Annotated in this window: 15 protein-coding genes; 4 read left to right on the top strand and 11 right to left on the bottom strand. The window is 61.7% G+C overall.

Annotated features, from left to right (window positions below; translation table 11 throughout):
• Positions 1-14 precede the first annotated feature (14 nt).
• Genes ACR3EK_RS18380 through ACR3EK_RS18365 form a run of 4 tightly spaced genes read left to right on the top strand, consistent with a single transcriptional unit; the run spans position 15 to position 5,607 of the window.
• Positions 15-839 carry a SapC family protein gene (locus ACR3EK_RS18380; protein WP_480634189.1) on the top strand — a complete coding sequence of 275 codons (825 nt, stop codon included), beginning with the start codon at positions 15-17 and terminating at the stop codon, positions 837-839.
• The gene (locus tag ACR3EK_RS18375) at positions 826-2,163 is read left to right on the top strand and encodes a TolC family protein (RefSeq protein WP_480634188.1); all 1,338 of its coding nucleotides are present in this window, start codon (positions 826-828) and stop codon (positions 2,161-2,163) included. The genes ACR3EK_RS18380 and ACR3EK_RS18375 overlap by 14 nt, the downstream gene beginning before the upstream one ends.
• Positions 2,151-4,313 (top strand): type I secretion system permease/ATPase, encoded by a 2,163-nt coding sequence (locus ACR3EK_RS18370; protein WP_480634187.1) that lies wholly within the window; start codon positions 2,151-2,153, stop codon positions 4,311-4,313. Before ACR3EK_RS18375 ends, ACR3EK_RS18370 begins: the two co-directional genes overlap by 13 nt.
• The gene (locus ACR3EK_RS18365) at positions 4,297-5,607 is read left to right on the top strand and encodes an HlyD family type I secretion periplasmic adaptor subunit (RefSeq protein WP_480634186.1); all 1,311 of its coding nucleotides are present in this window, start codon (positions 4,297-4,299) and stop codon (positions 5,605-5,607) included. The genes ACR3EK_RS18370 and ACR3EK_RS18365 overlap by 17 nt, the downstream gene beginning before the upstream one ends.
• On the opposite strand, the gene ACR3EK_RS18360 is transcribed toward ACR3EK_RS18365, so the two are convergent.
• From ACR3EK_RS18360 to aspT, 11 genes are all read right to left on the bottom strand, one after another.
• Complete coding sequence (locus ACR3EK_RS18360; RefSeq protein ID WP_170365910.1) at positions 5,608-7,374, bottom strand: ABC transporter ATP-binding protein; 1,767 nt, start codon at positions 7,372-7,374, stop codon at positions 5,608-5,610.
• Positions 7,375-7,587: 213 nt separating this feature from the next.
• Positions 7,588-8,289: a response regulator transcription factor gene (locus ACR3EK_RS18355; protein WP_480634185.1), complete on the bottom strand. Its 702-nt coding sequence runs from the start codon at positions 8,287-8,289 to the stop codon at positions 7,588-7,590.
• Complete coding sequence (locus ACR3EK_RS18350; protein ID WP_480634264.1) at positions 8,289-10,154, bottom strand: PAS-domain containing protein; 1,866 nt, start codon at positions 10,152-10,154, stop codon at positions 8,289-8,291. Before ACR3EK_RS18350 ends, ACR3EK_RS18355 begins: the two co-directional genes overlap by 1 nt.
• 107 nt (positions 10,155-10,261) lie before the next feature.
• Positions 10,262-11,020, bottom strand: coding sequence for a methyltransferase domain-containing protein (locus ACR3EK_RS18345; RefSeq protein ID WP_480634184.1), 759 nt, complete (start codon positions 11,018-11,020; stop codon positions 10,262-10,264).
• On the bottom strand, positions 11,017-11,634 hold the full coding sequence (locus ACR3EK_RS18340) for a pimeloyl-ACP methyl esterase BioG family protein (RefSeq protein WP_480634183.1): 618 nt from the start codon (positions 11,632-11,634) through the stop codon (positions 11,017-11,019). The genes ACR3EK_RS18345 and ACR3EK_RS18340 overlap by 4 nt, the downstream gene beginning before the upstream one ends.
• The gene (gene bioA / locus ACR3EK_RS18335) at positions 11,631-12,917 is read right to left on the bottom strand and encodes an adenosylmethionine--8-amino-7-oxononanoate transaminase (protein WP_480634182.1); all 1,287 of its coding nucleotides are present in this window, start codon (positions 12,915-12,917) and stop codon (positions 11,631-11,633) included. Before bioA ends, ACR3EK_RS18340 begins: the two co-directional genes overlap by 4 nt.
• Entirely contained in the window at positions 12,914-13,534 is a 621-nt protein-coding gene (bioD, locus tag ACR3EK_RS18330; protein ID WP_480634181.1) for a dethiobiotin synthase, read from the bottom strand. Before bioD ends, bioA begins: the two co-directional genes overlap by 4 nt.
• Positions 13,531-14,661, bottom strand: a complete 1,131-nt coding sequence (locus ACR3EK_RS18325; RefSeq protein ID WP_480634180.1) for an 8-amino-7-oxononanoate synthase — start codon at positions 14,659-14,661, stop codon at positions 13,531-13,533. Before ACR3EK_RS18325 ends, bioD begins: the two co-directional genes overlap by 4 nt.
• Complete coding sequence (gene bioB, locus ACR3EK_RS18320) at positions 14,658-15,638, bottom strand: biotin synthase BioB (RefSeq protein ID WP_170407507.1); 981 nt, start codon at positions 15,636-15,638, stop codon at positions 14,658-14,660. Before bioB ends, ACR3EK_RS18325 begins: the two co-directional genes overlap by 4 nt.
• A gap of 116 nt (positions 15,639-15,754) precedes the next feature.
• Positions 15,755-17,371, bottom strand: coding sequence for a bifunctional aspartate transaminase/aspartate 4-decarboxylase (locus tag ACR3EK_RS18315; RefSeq protein WP_480634179.1), 1,617 nt, complete (start codon positions 17,369-17,371; stop codon positions 15,755-15,757).
• A gap of 19 nt (positions 17,372-17,390) precedes the next feature.
• A complete protein-coding gene (gene aspT / locus ACR3EK_RS18310) occupies positions 17,391-19,076 on the bottom strand; it encodes an aspartate-alanine antiporter (RefSeq protein ID WP_480634178.1) in 1,686 nt (561 codons plus the stop codon).
• Between the last annotated feature and the right edge of the window lie 111 nt (positions 19,077-19,187).

The following is a 19,187-nucleotide window of genomic DNA, read 5'->3' as shown; positions in this document are numbered from 1 at the left end:
CAGCGGAGACATCAATGGCACAGAACGGCCCAGTACCCGTCACTTTCGACAGACATTCCGATCGCTCGTGGCACAGATCTACATCCTACGATTTCGCGCGCTGCAGATTGGAGTGCGAGATCGTAAGTGCGGAAGTCTCAGAAGCAGCCGCCTCTTTTCCAATTGCTTTTCGATCCTCGGGGGGCGGGGTATCGCCGCATGCTATTCTGGCGACCGCAGCTTCTCCGGAAACACCATTTGTTTCGGACCAAGGACGCTGGCGGGCCACCTATGTTCCTTCCTTGCTGAGATGCCATCCGTTCTCAATCGAAATGGTCGGTGGCGAAGCAGGATCGCGCACCAACTCAGGCAAGCTTGTTGTAGATGAAACCACCGGACTCGTGTCCTGTGACCAATCCGGCAGCCCGTTCTTCGCAAAGGACGGCTCGATCTCCTCTGAACTGGAAACCCTGAAGGGCTTCTTGAAGAGCTTTCTGGCCGATCGCAACGCAACCCGACGTGCCTGCGCGCTGATAAAGGAATTGGGCCTATTCGTCGAATTGACCCGTTTTAAGGATGCGGAGTTGCCCGACGGTTGGATGAGCGTGGACTTTCGACGCTTCAACCAACTTGGGCCGGCGCAGACAGCGGTTCTGCAATCTAGCGGAGCGATGCAGTTGATTTACGCTCATCAAGTCTCGCTCAACCATCTTCTGTGGATGCACCACTGCCAGACGCATTCTCCCAAGGTGATCAGCACTCCCGCAAACGGCAGGGACTCCGACCTTGTGAGATTCTTGGATGCCATTGCCACGGAACGAGACTTGTCGGATGCGGAGGCCAAATATGCCTACATCTGATCGACTCATCTTGCCTCTGCTGATCGGTTTGGTGGCCGTGCTCACTGCGGCTTGTGAGCCGGTTCCGGATCTTGCCCCGGTTGAGATGGCTTTTTCAGAGGGATCAACGGGTGCTGGCGCGACTAAGCCGTCGGGCCATCTGACTCGCAGTTCATTTGGCCAGAGAATACGGCGCGCGGTAGAAACCAGCCCGAACCTGGCGCAGAGCGAGACCGGCGTTGACGCCGCCTTTGCCGATATGGACGCGGCAAAAGGAGCCTTTCTTCCGCAGGTGTCACTTGGCGTAAATGCCCGATCGGAACGGGTGGACTCGGATATTGCGGATGTATCGCCATATCTGCGGGTTTCACAGCTTGTATACGACGGGGGAGCTGCCGCCGGAGACTTGGCAGCGGCGCGGGCCCGTGTCCTCGAAAGCCGCGGCGATCAGCTTCAAACCGCAGCCGCGACGGCCCTTGCCGCAATTGAAACCTATGTGTTGGTCATCGACCGGCGGAAAATCGTTGAAATCGCTTGGGAAAACGTCCGCCGCCATGAGGAGATCGAGAAGCAGATCTCCGACCGCGCCGCGCAAGGGGCCGGTTCCGCTGCCGACGTTCTGACGGCGCGTTCTCGGGTCGCGGATGCCAGGACCAAGTTGGCGGATGCCCGGGCTCAGGCTGATCGTGCCAATGCGCGATTCCAAGAGGTGTTCGGTATCCCACCAGGCAAACTGGATCCCCCTGTCCCAGCGCCCAACCTGTCGAGAAGCGACGCCGTCATCGTGATGGACAGCCCGCAGGTTCGACGCGCAGACGCTGCGGTTCTGGCGGCACAGGCAGACCGCTCTGCCGCAACTGCGAGGCGTCAGCCGGACGTGCGGGTTTCGGCATTTGCCAACCAGGACGACAGCAGGGACGCTAATTTCGGCGTAGACCTCTCGGTCAACTACGAGCTGGACAGCACCGGTCAACGGCGGGCTGCAATTGCCGCCGCCGAAGCGCGGGTCAAACAAGCGGAATATGCCCGTGAGGTTCTTGTTCGGGAAATCCAGCGCGAGCTAGGTTTCATTCGATCCGACCAAAAGGCCGGCGCCCAGCGTCTGCGCGAGGCCCGCATCGCAGTTGCCGCAAATGCCGACAGCGTTGCCGCCACTCAAGAGCAATTCCAGATCGGGCGCAGCAGCCTAATCGAAATACTGGATGCGCAGCGCGATTTTGTGAACGCCCAAGAGCGACTGATCCTGGCGGAGCAGAATTTCTTCCTAACGAACTACGCCGCGCTCAGCCTTACGGGCGACATCATTGATCTGCTCGGCATCCAGCTCAGAACATGGGGCAACTGACCATGACCCAACGCAGCCAGCCTCCTACATCCCTGCCCCTCACCAACTTTGAGGAATGTCTGCTGCATGTGGCGGCAGAGCTTGGCCGGCCATTGACCAAAGCCAGCCTTTTGGCGGCCCAATCCTCGGTCTCTGGTGGGTTGAAGGTGCAGGACGCGATCGCACTGGCCCATGACCATGGATTGCAGGCGGGCTTCGGGCCGCGCCGGCTGTCGGAGTTTGATCCCAGCCTCGCACCGGCGATACTGTTGCTCGAGGACCAGCGGGCCGTGGTCTACCATGGCCGTTCGAAGTCTGGCCGTCTGTTGATCCACGACCCAGAGCTTGGAGACAGCATTGGTGAGATGGATGAATGCCAGCTCGACGCCGTCTATTCCGGCTATGCGATGTTGTTTCGTCGAGCATACTCCGAGGAAATCAAAAACAACCCAAGCCAACCAAGCCGTCACTGGTTCCGATCAGCGCTTGTGGCCAATCGGTGGTCGTACTTGCAGGTTGCTCTGGCCGCGGCTCTGACGAATATTCTGGGGCTTTCAACCTCGGTTTTCATCATGACCGTTTATGACCGGGTTCTGCCAAATGAAGCCGTGGAATCTCTGGTCGCATTGACCATCGGTGTCGGCATCGCGCTGTTTTTTGATTTTGTGCTGAAGATCCTGCGCGCCAGTTTCATCGACAGGGCAGGACAGAATGCGGACATGTTGATGGGTCGGCGTGTTTTCGATCAACTTTTGAATATCCAGATGAAGTCCCGAACCGGATCAACCGGCGCCATGGCGAACACGGTGCGTGAGTTCGAAACACTCCGCGAGTTCTTCACGTCGGCTACGCTGGTCATGGTGGTTGATTTGCCGTTCATCGGTCTGTTTTTGCTTACGATCTACATGGTCGGCGGACCGCTGGTTCTGATCCCAGCTCTCGCCGTACCAGTCGTGCTGATCGCCGGGCTCGCCATTCAGCCGCTTTTGTCCCGCTTGGCGGAACGCAGTTTTTTGGATGGCCAGTCAAAGCAATCCGTGCTGATCGAAACTCTGGCCGGTCTGGAAACGATCAAGACGACCACTGCGGCCGGCACGATGCGGCGACGCTGGGAAGAGGCGATCGAACGACAATCCGGCAACAGTGTTCGGTCGCGTGCCATCACTCAATTCGCATTGAACCTGACCGGTTTCACTCAGCAGGCGGCCCAGGTCCTGATCGTATTTTATGGTGTTTTTCTGATAGCGGACGGCCTGACCAGCATGGGCGCTTTGGTCGCCTCAGTGATGCTGACCGGACGGGCTTTGGCACCTCTTGGTCAGCTGTCTCAAACACTGACTCGGTTCAACCAGGCGCGCAGTGCATACCGGAACCTAGACGCGTTGATGCAAGCCGACAGTGAGCGGCCGTCGGGGCGCACCTGGATCAGCCGCTCCAACTTCAAAGGGCGTATCACGTTCAACAACGTGTATTTCGCCTACCCAGACCAGGATGAGGACACACTGAAAGGCGTGTCCTTCGACATCAAACCGGGGGAAAAAGTAGCGATTCTCGGGCGGATCGGATCAGGAAAAAGCACCATCGCAAGACTGCTTCTGGGATTGTACCAGCCCCGTATCGGTTCGGTTCTTTTGGATGGGATTGACATCCGCCAGATTGATCCGGGGGACCTTCGGCGCAACATTGGGTCGGTCCTGCAGGATATTTGGCTGTTTTCGGGCTCGGTCCGCGAAAACATTATGGCCGGTGCGGTCCGCCCGCGCGACGAAGATCTAATCCGGGCCGGGCGCATTTCGGGCGTCGAAGACTTTGTATCGCGGCATCCCAGCGGGTACGATCTGATGCTGGCCGAACGTGGCGAGGGGCTCTCGGGCGGGCAACGTCAGACCATCGCCCTAGCCCGGGCACTGATCGGGCAGCCGCCCGTCCTGTTGCTGGACGAACCCACCAGCGCGACGGATCTCAAGAACGAGGCAATCATCATTCAGCGGCTGAAGGCAGCGGCCGCGGATACGACTATGGTCATCGTTACCCATCGGGCCAGTCTGCTGGAACTGGTCGACCGGGTCATCGTGATCGAAAACGGCAAAGTGGGCGTTGACGCCGTCAAGTCAGTTCTCACCAAACGAGCCAAAGACGCGCGGAGGCACATGAATGTCGCAGCATCCTGACCTTGAAAAATTGGCCCGCGAGATTAACGGCGGCTCGGGGTTTCACGGTTCGGTATTGCTGCTGGCCGTGTTGGGCTGCATGCTGACCGCCGGCGTATGGGCTTACGTCACCGAACTGGACGATGTGGTTCGCGCGGACGGTCGTGTTGTGCCGTCTGGCGACGTTCAGGTGATCGAAGCAACCGAACCCGGGGTTCTTCAGGCTGTTCATGTTCAAGAGGGTCAGATCGTCGACAAAAACGCTTTGCTGATGGAATTGGACGCGACACAAGTCGGCAGCGAGTTGGACGCCGAGCGGCAAAGGGCATTGGGACTAAGGGCGCGTATTAAGCGATTGCAGGCCGAAATTGACGGATCCGATTTGCGGTTCGAGCCCGAGCTTGTGCAACAAGCACCGGACGTCGTTCGCTCGGAAACGGCTCTTTATCTCGGCCGAAGATCGGAGTTGGCCGACGAGATCGCCATTCTGGAACGCCAACGTGAGCAGAGGCAGCGCGAATTGGAAGAGGGGTTGGTGAACCGGGTCACTGCAGAAGAAACACTCAAGGTCCTGTCCGAAGAGCGCGCTTTGATAGAGCCTCTGGTCCGCCGCAAGATGGAACCTGCGACAACTCTGCTGGCCCTGCGACGCAGCGAGGCGGAATGGAAGGGGCGCAAGGTAAGAGCCGAGGCCGCTGCAAACCGTCTGGAAACCGGGCTGAGTGAAATCGATGACCGCATCACGGCTACCAAAAGCCGGTTTCGCAGCGCGGCACTGACCGATCTTGCCATTGCCACTGCGCAGCTTGCGGCGCTTGAGCCCGCCCTGCCCGCGTTGGAGAACCGCGCGGCGCGCGCGCAGGTTCGTGCGCCAGTCCGAGGCATCGTAAACCGAATCCACCGCACGACCTTGGGCGGTTTGGCCCGCAGCGGCGAGGATCTTGTCGAAATCGTTCCGCTGGACGACAACCTGCTGGTCGAAGCCTATGTCCGCCCTGACGACATCGCATTCCTGCGCGCGGGTCAGCAGGTCAAGGTCAAGATCACCGCCTATGATTTTGCCAGATACGGCGCGCTGGATGGCGAAATTGTTCGCATCGGTGCGGATACGATTACAAGGTCAGAGCGGCAGGACGAGGAAGTCTTCGTCGTCGAAATCCGAACCAGCGGAACCTTGTTGGACGCCGATGGCTTGGCGGTAGAGATCATTCCGGGGATGATCGCACAAGTTGACATTCTGGCCGGCAGGAAGACCATTCTCGACTATCTCATCCAGCCTGTTCTCAAGGTAAAGAACCAGGCTTTGCGGGATTGATTATGCAGCCGGTGTCTTGAATTGCTGATCGAACAGGCGGCGGAAGCTGCCATTCTGTTCCATCAACTCATCCAACTTGCCCTGTTCGATCACCTGACCATCCTGGACAACCATGATCTTGTCTGCCTCAAGCACGGTCGACAGCCGGTGAGCGATGACGATCGTGGTCACGTTCTCCGTCAGCTTATCCAACGCCTGCTTCACCAGAGCCTCGGACTCGGCATCCAGCGCGCTGGTCGCTTCGTCGAGCAGCAGAATTTCAGCCTTCCGAAGAATGGCGCGGGCAATGGCCAGACGCTGTTTCTGCCCTCCTGACAGAAACGCACCGTTCTCTCCGACTTCGGTGTCGTATCCCTTGGGCAGCGACATAATGAAGTCATGCGCGTGCGCGGCTTTGGCCGCATCGCGAATCTCGTCTTCGGTCGCATCGGGACGGGCATATCGCAGATTTTCCATGACCGTCGCGGAGAACAAAAACGTATCCTGGCCAACATAAGAAATCTTGCGCCGTAGGGAGGCAAAGCTGACATCCTGCAAATTCTGTCCGTCGATCTCGACATAGCCTTGGTCAGGATCGTAGAACCGCATGATGAGGCCAAAGATCGTGGACTTGCCGCCACCCGACTGCCCCACCAGAGCGGTTGTCTTTCCAGCCTCGAAGGTCAGGTTCATTCCATTGATCACCGGCATACCACCGCTGTAGCCAAAGGTGACGTTCCGAAGGCGTACCTCGCCCGGACCGGACCGCAGCTCTTGCGGTTGCGGGCTTTCGCGCATTGGGTCTTCCTGATCCAGCAGTTCGAACATCATCTCGATCGGAACCAACGTGGATTCGATGGTCACCCGCATCCGGGACAGCCGCTTGGCCGGTTCATAGGCCATCAGAAGCGCCGTGATGAAGGACATCAGCTGACCCGCGGTCGGCGGTTCAGTTCCGGCAATTCCCATTGTGCTGACGACCAACACGCCGGCAACTGCTACACCGGCCAGAAATTCCATCATTGGGCTGGCGATGGACTGCAGCTTGGCAATTTCGTTCGAGCGTTTTTCAACGCTTCTTATGGCAGAGTTCATCCGCTCGGTCATTCGATCTTCTAGTGCGAAGACCTTGATGATTTTAATCCCGGCCGATGTTTCCTGCAGAACCCGGATGATTTCGGCCAGTGATTTGAGCTCGGATTGCATGATCGAGCGGACGCTTTTCAAAAGATAGCGCACGCTCAGCAGCGCGACCGGCCCAACAATGAAAAACAGCCCCGAAAGCACAGGCTGCTGGTAGACCATCACAAAAATGAGACCCACGAGCGTCAGCGCATCCCGAACGAACGTGGTCACGATCACGTCGACCAGCGTCCGCGCTGCCCCCGCGCCCCGGGTCACACGCATCAGAAGGTCCGAAGACTCGCTTTTGGAAAAGAAATCCACCCCACGCCGAAGCAGTTTTTTGTACAGCTTCTCCTGCTGCTCGGCGATGATGCGGTTGCCAGCGCGAGCCAGAAACACGGACTGGACGTAAGATGCCAGCGCCTTGACCAGGAACAGCACGATTACTGCCGACGCGATGATATGAACCTGAGACCGCATGTCAGGCGACGTCATGGCATCGACGATGTTTTCCATCATCCAAGCCGTCCCTGCGGTGGTCGCGGCGACGATCATCATGGCAAACATGGCAACCGCATATTTCTTGCCTTGTGCCCGCAGGCTGTCGCCCACCAGCCGACCGATATGGCCGGATCGCCACTTGGCCCAGGTTTTCCTGATCATAAGGGTCTCCAAATCAAGCTGACGCTTTCTTGCGCGTCAGCGCAGAGTTTGCAAGCTGCCATAGTTACGCGCTTCAATACCGCACCGCAAAGTGTAGCCGGCAGAAATTAAGGTCACTTCAGCCGGATTTCCAGAGGCAGCCCAAGAAACCAGACCGCGTCACCAGTGGTCTGGTTCGGCGTCGTGCAAGTCGAATTCAACCGGCGGAATTGGTCAATCCCATGCGACATCCCCCAGAAAAATATACCCCGCGCCGTATATCGTCTTGATAAGGCGCGGGTTTTTCGGGTCTTCACCAAGCTTCGTGCGCAGGCGCGAAATACGCACGTCCATCGCCCTGTCAAAGCTTTCACCGGCTGCGCCACCCAGTGTTTCCTGCATCTGCGCGCGGCTGATCAGGCGTTTGGGGCTTTCCAGGAACAACCGCAACACTTCGCCTTCGGCATGGCTAAACGGTGTTTCAGCGCCGGTATCGGACAGCAACACATAGCGATCGAAATAGGCAGTCCAGCCGTTGAACCGAGCCACATCCGAATGGTGGTGCTGCGCCTTGGGCGCACGCAGACGGGCGCGGATGCGGGCCACCACCTCAGCCGGGTCAAAGGGTTTGGTGATGTAGTCATCGGCCCCCAACTCCAGCCCCGTCACCCGGTCCTGCACCTGCGCCCGACCCGAAATGATGATGACCGCCGCCCCTTGTTCCAGCGCCAGCCGATGCACCAGCGCCAGCCCGTCTGTATCGGGCAGTGACAGGTCCACCAGGCAGACATCGGGCGTGACCCGTTTCAGCGACGCCTCGAATTCGCGAGCGCGGGCAAAGCTCTGCGTTCTAAACCCGGCATCCTCCAAGGCCTCAGTCAGAATCCGGCGGATTTCGGGTTCGTCGTCCAGAATGGTCACCAGGGGTTGGGTCATCAGGCGGCCTCGGTTCGGATCAGCGCGGACAATTGCGCGCGGGTGAAGGGTTTGCGCAGGACCGGCGCCTTGGCAAGAGCCTGACGGTGCAGCGGATCATCATAGGGCAACGAGGTCATCAGAATCACCGGAATTGGTAGTGCAAGACGTTCGATCAGATCAATGCCGGTGGCAGCTCCCTCCAGCCGGATGTCCGACAGGATCAGCGAGATGCCGTCCAGGCTGGTGGCCAGGACCAGCGCCTCATCCGCCGAGGTCGCCTCGATCACCGACAGACCCAGATCAACCAGCATGTCGCGGAACTGGTGGCGCAGATCGTCGCTGTCTTCGACCAGCAGCGCCAGGCCCGACTGGACAGGCGGAGCGGGCCGGTAAGGCAGCCGCAGCATTACGGATGCGCCCGAGGGCGTGTTGCGCAGTTGCAGGTCTCCGCCAGCCAGCTTCACCGTGTCATAGACCATCGGCAGGCCCAGCCCCGACCCCTTGCTGCCCTTGGTGGTGAAGAACGGGTTCAACGCCTTGTCCAGCGCATCCGGCGAAAACCCCGGACCGGTATCGGATACGGTGATTTCCACCCAGATCCGGCCGATCGCATGAGCACTGATGGTGATCTGACCGCTGCTGCCGCAGGCGTCGCGGGCGTTCAGCACAAGGTTCAACAACGCGTCCTGAACCATGCCCGGGTCCAGCATCAGCGCCTCGTCCGGCAGGGTGTTGACCACCGACAGCCCCACCCCACGCGGCAAGGAAGGCGAGGCCAGCACCCGCAGATCCTCGAGCAGGCCGCGCATGTCGGTGGCCTGTGGTTGCGGGGTGCGGTTGCCAGTCATGTCCGCGATGCGGTTCAGAAGTTGCCCGCCGCGCCGCGCGGTCTGCTGGGTTGCTGCAACAAGCTCGGCGGCGTCTTCGGGTAGGTCCATCTTTTCCAGTTTGGCCTGCATGCCCAGGATGATGGTCAACAGGTTCGAGAAATCATGCGCCAGCCCGCTGGTCATCTGCGCGGCCATCGCCCGGCGTCGGGTCTGCTGCAGGGCCACGCGGGCCTGTGTTTCCTCGGTGATGTCCACCGACATGATATAGACGCCGCCCGTGCCATCGGGCGTGAACGAGACACGGATACGGCGCGAATCTTGATCCTCGGTGAATTCGAACACCGAGGCCTGACCGTCATAGGCCTGTTGCAGATGCGGCCGGACCCGCTCGTAGGCGTGCGCGCCGAGCGCCTGCGAGATGTGCAGACCCAGGATGTCCGACGGCCGCCCCGGCAGGACCGAACTGAGCCGCCGGTTGGAATAGTCGTACCGCCCTTCGGCATCCAGATGCGCGATATGGGCAGGCATCATCTCGGTTGTCATGCGGGTGCGCGCTTCGATCTCGGTCAGCTGGCGCTTGGCCTCTTCCAGCGCGCTGATCGTGGCGGCCAGTTGCCGGTTAGTGGCCGAAAGCTCTTCGGCATGGCTCAGCAACTGGTCCGACAGTTCTTCGGACCGGCTGCGCAGAAGCTCTTCGACCCGTTTGGTGCTGGTTATGTCGGTATAGACGGCAACCCAGCCACCGGTGGGCAGGGGTGCACCCTCGATCGCGATCACCTGCCCGTTGGGGCGCACGCGTTCCATGTAGTGCGGCTCGAACGCCAAGGCCTGTTCGACCCGGACACTGACCAGATCCTCGACCGATTGGTCGTGACCATATTCCCCGCGGCTGGCCAGAAAATGGATCGTGTCGCTGAACAGCGCGCCCGGCTGCACCAGGCGTTCGGGCAGGTCGAACATTTCCTGAAAACGCTTGTTGCTGACCACAAGGCGCAACTGGTCGTCATAGATCGACAGGGCCTGACCAATCAGGTTCAGCCCTGCGGTGGTCATCTCTTTGATGCGCTGTTCGGATATGTCCACGCCGATCCTCCCCTGGGCACAGGCCTATCACCAGTTTTCGGGCAGGTGTAGGGGGGCCGGATGCGACCGGTTGGCCCCTAGCCAGGTTTGCGGGCGATGATCCAGACGGGGTGATAGGTCAGGCGCACGCCTTCGGGGCCGGAAAACGCGGCGCGATAGCGCGTGCTGAAGTCGGTCAGATCGGCGCGGGTCCAGACCTGCGCCGCGCGGCCGTTCACCCCGGTCTGACGCAGGTGGCGCAGCACGTCCAAAGGCGTGTCGAACCACAGCGGTTGCCGGTCCTGCCACAGGTCAAGGATTTCAACATCGGGGCCGATGCCTGCGGCCAGATCATCGGGGGCGCGCAAGCCGGGCGCGCGGGCCGCCGACCCCAGCGCGGAAAGCTCGGCGTACTGGTCGGGGCCGAATCCCGAAATGGTCACCCAGCCACCGGGTGCGACCTGATGCATGGCGCGGCGGACCACGGCCGCCGGATCATCCAGCCATTGGACCGTCGAGGCCGAGGCGATCAGGTCGGGCCGCGCGGGCCATGTCACATTTCGGATATCGCCTTGCAGGAAATCCGCGCCCCATCGCCGCGCAGTTTCCTGGGCCTCGGCCATCAGGTCGTTGAGCGTGGACCGGGTGAACGAAAACTGCTGGTGCAGCGCCTCGGTCAGATGGCCGGTGCCGCAGCCGATTTCGAACAGGGTGCCAAAATGGCTGGGCGCCCCGAGATCGACCAGCCGCTGCGCCAATGCGCGGGCGATCCGGGCCTGCGGGCCAGCGGCGCAGTGATAGCTGCCGAAGCTGCGGCTGAAACTGCGCCGGATGCGGTCGGTGGGCATGGCGTTCATGCGAACCACTCCGCCCAGGTCTGCTCCGCCGCGAAAGGCTGGTGCGGGCCAGGGATGCGGCGCACGGTGTCCGATTGGCCCCAGGCCATTTCCTGCGCAGCCGTCGGCACCACGCGGTCCGAGGCGGAAATCCAGACACGGTCGAACCCGGGATCGGGCGCAGGCCCGCGCGCGGCGATGGCCCGCAGTTCCTCGGCCGCGGCGGCAAAATCGATCCCGGGCGCGGGGCCTTGCAACCCGGCCCGGCGGCAGAACCGGGCAAAGCTGGCCGCGCTCAGGCCATCTGCCGTGGCTGCCACCGTCTCGGGTGCGATGCCCCGGTCGGCATCCGCCGGAAACAGCGTGCCGTTGACCGCAACCTTGCGGACGCAGGTCAGCCCATGACCCGCCAGCCAATGCGCCGCCGACGCGACCCCGAAGGAATAGGCCAGCAATCGGACCGCATCATAGCCGCCGGTTTCGGGCAGCGCATCGTCAAGGCTGCGATAGTCGTCAACCACAAGAACATCCGCCGCCCCGATCAGGCGCGCAAACGGCGCAGGCCCCAGCGCCCACCCGCCGAAGACCAGCGTCAACTGCGCTCCACCGTCACGGGTTAACCAGTGCCGCCTCATGCGTCGCCCCGCGCCAGTTCGACCATGGCCGCCGTCACCCGGCTCAGCTCGTCGCCCGAGATCACATAGGGCGGCATACAGTAGATGTTGCGCGCGAAGGGACGCAGCCAGACACCGGTTTCCGGCGCCCGCCGATGCGCGATGCGCGGATCGACCGTGTGCTCCATCTCGATCACGCCTATGGCGCCCAGCACCCGCACATCGGCGACGCCGGGCAGGCCGCGCGCCGGTGCCAGCTCGGCCTTCATCTGCGCCTCGATGGCCCGCACTCGAGCCTGCCAGCCGCCGTCTTCCAGCAGCCCCAGGCTGGCGATGCCGGCAGCGCAGGCCAGCGGATTGGCCATGTAGGTGGGCCCATGCATGAACACGCCAGCCTCGCTGTTGCCGATGCCATGGGCGACCTGTTCGGTGGTTACCGTTGCGGCGAACGAGATGTGCCCCCCCGTCAACGCCTTGCCCAGGCAGATGATGTCCGGCGTCACGCCCGCATGGGTGGTGGCAAACAGCTCTCCGGTACGGCCGAATCCGGTGGCGATTTCATCGAAGATCACCAGAACGTCATGGGCCTGACACAGAGCTTTGGCCCGGCGCAGCCACTCGGGGTGATAGAAATACATGCCGCCCGCGCCCTGCACGACCGGTTCAAGCACCAGCGCAGCCAGCCGGTGCGCTTTGTCCCGCAGCAACTGTTCCAGAGCGTCGAGCCCGTTCTGCGCCGGGTTTTCGGACCAATCGCAGCTCAGGCGAACGGACGGGCGCGACAGAAAGTGCTGGATCGACAGCGCGCCGCGGAACAGCCCGTGCATGCCGTTGACGGGGTCGCAGACGCTCATCGCCTTCCAGGTGTCGCCGTGATAGCCACCGCGGATCGTGGCGAACTCGACCTTGTCGGTGCGGCCATGGGCCATCTGGAACTGCACCGCCATCTTCATCGCCACCTCGATCGAGACCGAGCCGCTGTCGCAATAGAAGATCCGGTCCAGCCCGTCGGGCAGCAGGGCCACCATCTTGCGGCCCAAATCAATGGCGGGCCGGTGGGTCAGACCGCCGAACATGACATGGGGCATCCGGTCCAGCTGTTGCTGCATGGCGGCGGTGATCGCCGGGTGACGGTGTCCATGGATGGCGCACCACCACGAGGACATGGCGTCGATCATCTCCACCCCGTCCTCGCGGTACAGATACACGCCCTCGGCCCGGTCGATCAGGTGCATCGGGCCCGGATCGGCCACGTTCGTGTAGGGGTGCCACAGGTGGCGGGCGTCAAATTCCAGCGGGGTCACAGGGCACCTCGGATCGTGTCCATGTCGATCTCTTTGAAGGCGTGGCGCAGGGTGTCGCGATTTAGGTCTTCTATCCGACCCAAACGACCCAGATGGGGAACGTCCGACATTTGGATGATGGTCTGTTCAACATCGGATTCCGCGTCTCCGATGAACGCCACGCCCACCACCGGGCAACCGGCGCCGCGCAGCGCCATCAGAGACAGGGTCGTGTGGTTGATCGTGCCCAGGGCCGTCCGGGCCACCAGGATCACCGGCGCCTGCCAGCGGGCAAACAGGTCAAGGTAATAGGCCTGCCGGGTCAAAGGCACCATGACGCCCCCTGCCCCTTCGACCACCAGCGGGCCATCGGTCTGCGGCAGGGTCAGCCGATCGAGGTCGATCTCGACCCCCTCGGCCTCGGCCGACAGGTGCGGCGAGGCGGGCAGATCCAGCAGATAGGCCTCGGGCAGGACCGGTTGGCCGGACAGGCGCGCCACGATCTGGCTGTCGGTCTCCTCCTCAAGCCCCGATTGCACGGGTTTCCAGTACTGCGCCCCAAGGGCCGCGGTCAGCCCGGCGGAAAACACGGTTTTGCCGACGCCGGTGTCGGTTCCGGTCACGATCACTGTGGTCATGCGGGTCCTGCCTGTTGTTCGGCGATGGCCTGAAACACCGCCGTGATGTCCTGTGCGTCCACGTTGCCGGTGATCGAGACCCGCAGCCGCGAGCTGCCGCGCGGCACGGTGGGCGGGCGGATGCCGCGCACGTCAAACCCCATCTGTTGGAGCTTCGCCGCGCGATCCATCGTGGCCGCGTCCTCGCCCACGATGACGGGCATGATCTGGCTGAGAAATCCGGTCAGACCGCACAGGCGCGCGGCCTCGGCGTGGGCATGAGCCATCCGGTCGCGCGCGGCCAAAGTCAGGCCTGGGTCCTGTCCGACGGCCCGCAGCGCGCCCCGCACGATTGCGGCGTCCAACGGCGACGGGGCCGTCGCAAAGATGAACGGCCGTGCCCGGTTGATCAGGGTGTCGATCATTTCACGCGGTCCGCAGATCAGCCCGCCGCTGGCGCCCAGCCCCTTGCCGCAGGTGTGCAGGGTCAACGTCTCGGCGTCCAACCCATGGGCCAGTCCCTGCCCGTTCGGGCCGAAGACGCCCGTGGCGTGGGCCTCGTCCACCACCAGTACTGCCTGCTCGGCTCGGGCCAGTTCGGCCAGGGCGGTCAACGGGGCCAGATCGCCCTCCATTGAATAGACGCTTTCGACCGCGATCCAGACCTGGCCCGTGCCGCCTTGCGCGCGCCAGTCGGCCAGCACCGCGCGCGCCGTCGAAATGTCGTTATGCGCAAAACCACGGGTCTCGGCCCGACCCAGGCGCATCCCTTCATGCGCGCTGGCGTGGACCAACTCGTCATGCAGGATCAGATCCCCGGCCGCGGGAAGAGCCGAGAAAATGGCTTGATTGGCCTGAAACCCGCCGCCCATGTACAGCGCCGCCTCGGCGCCGAAAAAGGCGGCGGCCTCGGCTTCCAGCGCCTCGTGCTCGGGGTGGTTGCCGCGCAGCAAGCGCGACCCGCCCGAGCCCAGCGGAACGCCCCGGTCCAGCGCGTCCTGCGCCGCACGTTTCAGAACGTCGGACCCGGCCAGACCCAGATAGTCGTTGGACGCGAAATCCAGCCCCGTGCGGGGCGCAAGCCTGCGCAGCCGATGGCGCGTTTCCAGCACCTTCAGCGCATTGCCCAGCCTTGCGGTCGCTGTCATTCGGCCGCGTCCACGCGGGCCTCGGACTCCGCCTCCATCGGCTGGATGCCCAGCTTGGCGAACAGGATCGCGTCCTTGCTTTCCTCGGGGTTCTCGGCGGTCAGCAGCGTGTCGCCAGCAAAGATCGAGTTGGCACCGGCAAAGAAGCACATGGCCTGCATCTCGTCGCTCATGTCGCTGCGGCCAGCGGACAGGCGGACATGGGATTTCGGCATCATGATCCGAGCCAGCGCGATGATGCGCACGAAATCGATCGGGTCGATCGGCTTGGCGTCAGCCAGCGGGGTGTCGGCCTGCGGCATCAGCATGTTGATCGGAACCGAGTCCGGCGCCTCGGGCAGGTTGGCCAGCGTCACCAGCATGTCGATCCGGTCCTCGCCGTTTTCGCCCATGCCCAGAATCCCGCCCGAGCAGACCTTCATCCCCGCCTCGCGCACGCGGTTCAGCGTGTCGATCCGGTCAGCGAAGGTACGTGTCGTGATGACCTCGGGGTAGTAACGCTCGGACGTGTCGATGTTGTGGTTGTAATAATCCAGCCCGGCATCACGCAGCTGCACCACCTGGGTGTCGTCCAGCATGCCCAGCGTCATGCAGGTTTCCATGCCCATCGCCTTGACGCCCTGAATCATCGCCACCAGCGCATCCATGTCGCGCGCCTTCGGCTCACGCCAGGCGGCGCCCATGCAGAACCGGGTCGAGCCGGACTCGCGCGCCTTGCGGGCCTCGGCCAGAACGCGCTCGACCTCAATCAGTTTCGAGGCGCTCAGCTTGGAGCCGTTGCGCGCGGATTGCGAGCAATAGGCGCAATCCTCGGCGCAGCCGCCGGTCTTGATCGACAGAAGCCGCGACATCTGCACCTTGTTGGGGTCAAAATTCTCGCGATGTACGGTCTGCGCCCGATACAGAAGATCCATCAGCGGCAGGTCATAGATGGCCTGAGCGGTTTCGCGGGTCCAGGTGTTCGATGTAGCCGACATTTTATAGATAATTTTTCCCGATGATTCAGATTTACCCGGGTTTATCAATAAAGCCGAAAAACGCAACATCCGCGATGTCACAGGCGCAGAAAATGACCGTGACCGCTAACGGTGATTCAACCGTGAAGTGGCTTGTTGTTCGCTGCCCGATAGGCCTGCACATAACCGCGCGCGACCGAACGGACAGCGCGGCCGATCTGGGTGTACGCCTCGTCCGGCAAATTGGCGAACGATACCCGCGCGGACCAGTTCGGCGCATCGAAACCGCTGCCGTTCAGCAGCACGATCCCGTAGTCCTCGGCCAGTTTGAACGCGATGTCCAACGGGTGGACGTTCTTCTTGATCCAGTCCACGACCTCTTCGCCGACGTATTTGCGCAGCCAGAATTCGAAGTCGATGATGCCGTAGTAGGCATCGTAGTGATCGCCCGGCTGGACCTCGATCCCCAATGCTTCGGTCAGCAGGTGGAACCGTCGATGCACCAGTTCGATACAGGCGGTCTGATAGGCTTTCTTTGTGTCGACCAGCTCGCAGAGCGAGAACAACGTCATCATGACCTGCTGCGGCAGGGACAATCCGGCAGTGTGGTTCAGAGCCACATCCCGGCTGTCGGCCACCAGCCTGTCGACGAATTTGATCTCGCTGGGGTGCAGGCTGAGCGTGCCGTAACGCTTCTCGAGCTTCTGCTTGATCTCGGCCGGGTGCGCGGCGAGCTTTTCGTCAAAGATATTATCCTGCGCGACGGCGATCACGCCGAGCCGCCAACCGGTGCAGCCGAAATATTTCGAATAGGAATAAACACCGATCGTGTTGCGGGGCATGTAGCCCATGACCGAGGTGAAATCATGTACGAAAGTGCCGTACACATCATCGGTCAGGATAATCAGGTCCGGCCTGTGGTTCTCGACCAAATCCGCGAGTTTGCGCAGACAAGCATCGTTAAGGGCCACCGACGACGGATTGCCCGGATTGACCAGAAAGAAGGCCTTGACCTTGGGGTCCTTCAGCTTTTCGACTGCAGCATCGGTCAGTTGGAACCCATCTTCCTCGTCTGTTTCCACGTGAACGGACTCGAGGCTGTAATCCTCAAGTTCGGGCATTTCGAGGTAGGGCGTGAAGATCGGCGTGCACAGGGCGATCGTGTCGCCCGGGTTCAACAGCCGGTTGGCCTTGAGCGATTTGAAGATATAGCACATGGCCGCCGTGCCGCCTTCCACCGCAAACAGGTCGAACTGCGCATCGGGACGGTGCCCGGCACACATGGCCCACATCAGGTATTCATGGGCGATGGCGGCGTTGTGCTTAAGAATACGGTCGGGAACAGGGTAGTTGTCGCCGATGATCGAGTCCGTCAGTTCGTGCACGAATTCGTCAGCGTCGAAACCAAAGGCCCGGATGGCGTGGTCGACCACATCCAAAAGCGTGTCGGCGCCCGGCATCTCGGAATTGGCCCGGCCCCACTCCAACAGACGGTCATGGCAACCTGCCATTGCCGGCATCCCCCCCAGACCCGCCGGATGATTCATGACGCGGCGCGACTCGGTCACCGCAAACTGGCCAAGCGCAAAGAACGCTTCACGCGGGCGGGTGGCGACCCAATTGGGATTGCCCCGGCCGGCATTCAAAAAGGCGCTGTTGGATTTGCGCGCCTCGACCGAGGCCAGCTTGATCAGCTCGTCCTTGATCTGAAAGGGGCTGAGGGCTTCGTAATCGTGCAGCTTCAATCTGTCCATGTCTCAAGACCTTTCCAAATCAACTCAGGATCAAAACGACGACCATCCCGAATATCGTCAGCAGGGTGTTTCCGATCGCGTAGGGCATGCCGTAGCCCAGGGCCGGAATCCGGCTTTGCGCGGCCTCCTGGATCATGCCGAGCGCAGCCGTCGTGGTGCGGGCGCCCGCGCAGGCGCCAAACAGGATGGCGGGGTGAAACTTGAATATGTAATGCCCGACATAAACCGAGAAAATCATCGGCAAAGACGTGGCCACGATACCCCATAACAACAGCGCGATGCCTGCCTGCTGCAAACCGGCCACGAAACCGGGCCCGGCCGATATCCCGATGACCGCGATGAAGACATTCAAGCCCAGCGTATTCATCAACCACAGCGACGGTGCGGGAATGCGACCGAAGGTCGGGTGAACGGTGCGCAACCACCCCAGCAGCAGCCCGGCCAGCAACGCGCCACCAGTGGTCGACAGGCTGATCGGAAAACCGCCCATTGTAATTGCAAGCGTGCCGATGACACCCCCGATGAAAATCCCCCATCCCACAAAGGCCAGATCGGTCGTGTCAACGGGCCGGTCGGCGTACCCGATTTCGGCGATGGCCGCCTCGACATGTCGCTTGCTGCCCAGAATGGTCAGAATGTCACCGCGATGCAGAACCGTGCCCGGCAGCAGCGGCAGATCAATCATGTTGCGCGTCAGCTTCGACACATACACGCCACGGGCCTGAGGCATCTTGCTGAGGTCATCCAATGTCTTGCCGTGCACGTCCTTGCTTGTGATCAAAACATCCAGTTTTTCCGATGGGATACTCAGCAGCTCGGGTGCATCCGCTTCTTTGAGGCTGGGTTCCAGTGCTCCGACAAGATCACCGCGCCGGCCTGAGAACATCACGACATCACCCGCTTGCAGCACCGTGTCCGCGTCAACCTCGACGATCTTGCCGCCGCGGCTGAGGCGTTCGGCATAGACGCGGACGCCGGGCAACAGGTCCTTGACCGGCTGGCCGAGCAATTCGCTGCCTTCGGGAATTTCAAAGGCGCGCGCCTCGATCGCGCGATAGGCCGAAACGATGCCGCCTCCGGTCTCGACATCCTCGCCGCCACTCAGCTTGGCCTCGTATTCCTTGCAAGCTGCCACCAGATCGACACCGATCAGGCGCGGGCCGATCTTGGCCAGAATGATCGCCGACCCGATCGTGCCGTAGATATAAGTCACCGCATAGGCGACTGGGATCTGGTTGGAATAGGTTTTGGCCTGCTCGGCCGACAAACCCAACTGGTTGATCTGGTCGGTCGCCACTCCGATCGCCGCCGAAATCGTTTGCGAGCCGGCATACAGGCCCGCGGCGTAGCCAAGCTCGAGCCCGGCGATCTTGGCCGACACGACCGGCACGATCAGACACAGGGCGAGGACGCTCAGCGCAAAAAGCACCTCGCGCGCGCCGTCGACCTGGAGACCGCGAATGAACTGCGGCCCAACGCCGTAACCAACTGCGAAGATGAACAGGATGAAGAAGGTGGACTTCACCGCTGAATCAATACTGATCTGTGCCTGCCCGATCACGACGGCCGCCAACAGGGTGCCCGTTACCGAACCCAGACTGAACCCCATGACCTTGATTGGTCCGACCAAAAACCCGATGCCGATGGCGAGGAAGACAGCCAGTTCCGGATAGGTTTGCAGGATATTCACCAGCCAATCGACCATACTGCGCCTTTCGGGTTTGTTGCGTCGCTCAGTCCACCCTGAACGTCAGTTGTCCGGAGGCCCGGACGAGTGCGATCAGCGCGGGAATTTCCAAGGTCACGATACCCCACG

Source organism: Ruegeria sp. BC8, from assembly GCF_056535705.1.
The sequence above is the reverse complement of the archived record's forward strand: the minus strand, read 5'-3'. Positions and strand labels throughout refer to the sequence as shown.